Origin of the sequence: uncultured Faecalicoccus sp., assembly GCF_944325745.1 — a bacterium.
GTDB lineage: Bacteria > Bacillota_I > Bacilli_A > Erysipelotrichales > Erysipelotrichaceae > Faecalicoccus.
The window spans coordinates 1-3,262 of the sequence record NZ_CALVBG010000093.1; the positions used below are offsets into that span (position 1 = coordinate 1).

3 protein-coding genes and 1 pseudogene are annotated in these 3,262 nt (G+C 47.3%); 1 reads left to right on the forward strand and 3 read right to left on the reverse strand.

What is annotated here, in order from left to right; translation table 11 throughout:
• Positions 1 to 742: pseudogene (locus Q0J48_RS06875) on the forward strand (excinuclease ABC subunit UvrA); the annotation flags it as partial.
• Between the two features lie 57 nt (positions 743 to 799).
• On the opposite strand, the gene Q0J48_RS06880 reads toward Q0J48_RS06875, so the two are convergent.
• The 3 genes from Q0J48_RS06880 to Q0J48_RS06890 form a co-directional block, all read right to left on the reverse strand.
• Complete coding sequence (locus Q0J48_RS06880; protein WP_296242750.1) at positions 800 to 1,630, reverse strand: histidinol-phosphatase HisJ family protein; 831 nt, start codon at positions 1,628 to 1,630, stop codon at positions 800 to 802.
• Positions 1,631 to 1,641: 11 nt separating this feature from the next.
• Positions 1,642 to 1,908, reverse strand: coding sequence for a hypothetical protein (locus tag Q0J48_RS06885; protein WP_296242751.1), 267 nt, complete (start codon positions 1,906 to 1,908; stop codon positions 1,642 to 1,644).
• Positions 1,909 to 2,064: 156 nt separating this feature from the next.
• On the reverse strand, positions 2,065 to 3,262 hold a 1,198-nt coding region (locus Q0J48_RS06890; protein WP_296242752.1), incomplete at its 5' end, for a heavy metal translocating P-type ATPase.

The following is a 3,262-nucleotide window of genomic DNA, read 5'->3' on the forward strand; positions in this document are numbered from 1 at the left end:
CAAACTGATTGATGCCAGTCCGATCGGCATCAATGTGCGCTCTACCGTGGCAACTTATGCCAATGTGCATGATGAGCTGCGCAAGATCTTTGCGAAACAGACCAAGGCTTATAAAGCCGGGGATTTTTCTTATAATACGGGCAAACTGCGCTGTCCGGTCTGTGATGGAACCGGGCAGATCGATCTGGATGTCCAGTTTCTAGCGGATGTGCAGATCCCGTGTCCGGAATGCCATGGCTCTCGCTACAGCAAACAAGCGGATACGATCCATTATCATGGTTTGTCCTTGCCGCAGCTGATGGCCATGGATGTCGATACGGCTTTGAAACATTGTCAGGACCTGAAGAAGGTGCAGGAGCGCCTGGAGATCTTGTCACAGTTAGGATTGGGCTATTTGACACTGGCCGAACAAACGCCGAGTCTTTCGGGCGGAGAGGCACAGCGGTTGAAATTGGCCAGCGAGATGAAAAAGGCCCAGCACGATTCGATCTTTGTTTTTGACGAGCCGACGATCGGCTTGCATCCTTTGGATGTCCAAGTTTTGATGAGGGTCTTTATGACGCTAATCGAACAGGGGGCCACTGTGATCGTGATCGAACACGATCTGGATATCATACGCCAGGCAGACTATGTCATAGATATGGGACCGGGCGGCGGTCAGGAAGGCGGCCGGATCGTGGCGTGCGGTACACCGGAACAAATCAGGAATACGCCCGAAAGTATCACGGGGAAATATCTATAGAAAAAGAGCCTTTGGCGCAAGACTCCCAAGACTCCAAAAAAGGACCGGGTGTACCGGTCACAGTCTATGAAAGATGGGGGACATCTTTTCGTATGTACAGTAGGTTTGAAATCCGATCTCTTTGAGCATCGCTTTGGCTTCCCGGATTCCGCATCCCAAGTGTTCGGGTTTATGGGAATCTGATCCAATCGTCAGGATCGTTCCGCCCAGATCATAATAGAGCTGCAGGATGTCTTTGGAAGGAGTGGAATCCTTGAGACCATAACGCTGGGAGGAAGTGTTGATCTCAATGCCTTTTTGATCCCGGATCACAACTTCAAGCACCTTTTGGATCCATGGCTTGATCTTTTCAAAAGGATAGGGTCCTCGTTTATCGTAGCGGTTGATCAGATCCATATGGCCCAGCACACTGTAGTTTTTATAGGAAGAAACAAGTTCATAGAGGGCCTGGTAATAGCCTTCATAGACTTCTTTTTGGCTCTTTCCTTTCAGGTAGTCCTGATTCCAGAATTCCTGATCATCGATCTCGTGGATCGACAACAAGATAAAGTCAAAAGAATAGCGGTCAAACAGCGCCTGATATTGCGGAATCGTGTGTTTCTGCATGCCAAATTCCATGCCGGTCTTGATCGTGATCTGATGACCGTAGCGTTTTTTCATCTCTTCTATGGTTTTGAAATACAGAGGATAATCGCAGTTGGTCAATGGCTCATTTCCGCGATAAAGAATGGGTTTTCCGGGTTCCTGGTCGAACTTGATTCCATAGTCGACGTGTTCGGTAAAACAGATCTCATCCATATGCATTGCGATCGCATCTTGGATCACATTTTCCATAGGATAAACGGAATCGTCGCTGAAAGCGGTATGGACATGGTAATCGGCAAACATAGGCATCCTTTCTATTGCATCGAAATTAAATGAACTTTCAAATTCATTTTCACATAAAGCTCTTTATGAAGGTCATAGCGATTCATCTTTTGAAGGCAGCTTTCCTTGAGCGCAGAAGGAAAGAAGCGGTCCAAATAGTAGAATACACCTTTTTGTTCAAATCCGTAAACGATCCCGGCAATTCCGTTGTCCAAACAAATCAGATGATGCATGATTTTGCGCGGGGTCTGGATCAGAGCATTCATGAATTCGTCGGGCTCTAAATGTCTGGCAAACATAATACTTCCTCCTTTGTGATTTCAAAGTACCTTGTTTCAAAGAAGGATTCAATAATATTTTTGAAAGTATTAAAAATAAAAGGAAAAATATAATGTTCAAAAATAAATCATAAATGATTATCTTTTGAACAAAAAAAGTCAGAAACTCTGACTTTTTTATTTCGGGATCGATAAAGTGCGGATGGCATTGAGCACGGCCAAGACCATGACGCCGACGTCCGCAAAGATCGCAAGCCACATATTGGCCAGGCCTAAAGCCCCTAAGAGCAGGCAGGCCAACTTGATACCGATCGCAAAGACGATGTTTTGATAGACGATACCCAAACATTTTTTGGAGATCTTGATGGCCTTGGCGATCTGCAGCGGATCATCATCCATCAGGACCACATCGGCAGCTTCAATGGCGGCATCGCTTCCCATGGCTCCCATGGCAATCCCGATATCGGCGCGCGAGAGCACCGGGGCATCGTTGATGCCGTCGCCGACAAAGGCCAGGACGGATTTTTCCGGTTTTTGTGCCAATAACTCTTCAACTTTTTCTACTTTATCCTGCGGCAGCAGATCGCTGTAGCAGGCATCTAAACCTAACTGATCCGCAAATTCCTGGGCCGCTTTCTGGATATCTCCCGTCAACATCACGGTCTTCTGGATACCGCAGTTTCGTAAAGCCTGCATGGCTTGTTTACTGGTAGGTTTGATGCGGTCGGAGATCACGATATGGCCGGCATAGCTCTGATCGATGGCCATATGTAAGATCGTACCAGTCTGATGGCATTCGATATAAGAAATCTGGTTTTCTTTCATTAGTTTATCATTTCCAATGAGAACATCGTGACCGTCCACTTTTGCTTGGATGCCGTGGCCGCTGATCTCACGGATATCGGATACGCGGCTGCGGTCGATCTCTTTTCCGTAAGCTTTCTGTAAGCTTTTGGAGATCGGATGGCTGGAAGCACTCTCGGCCAAAGCGGCTATTTCGATCAGTTTTTCCTGATCCATGAGATTATGATGGACCGCACTGACTTCAAAGACGCCTTGGGTCAAGGTGCCGGTCTTATCAAAGACGACGATCTTTGTCTTCGAGAGGGTTTCCAAATAGTTGGAGCCTTTGACCAAGATCCCGGCTTTCGAGGCTCCGCCGATGCCCGCAAAGAAGCTTAAAGGAATCGAGATCACCAAGGCGCAAGGGCAGCTGATGACCAAGAAGGTCAATGCCCGATAGATCCAGGAATACCATTGCGGATCCGAACCTAAAAACAGTAAAACCAAAGGCGGCAGGATGGCCAACGCCAAGGCGCTGTAACATACGGCCGGGGTATAGATCCGGGCAAACTTGGAGATAAAATCTTCGGAA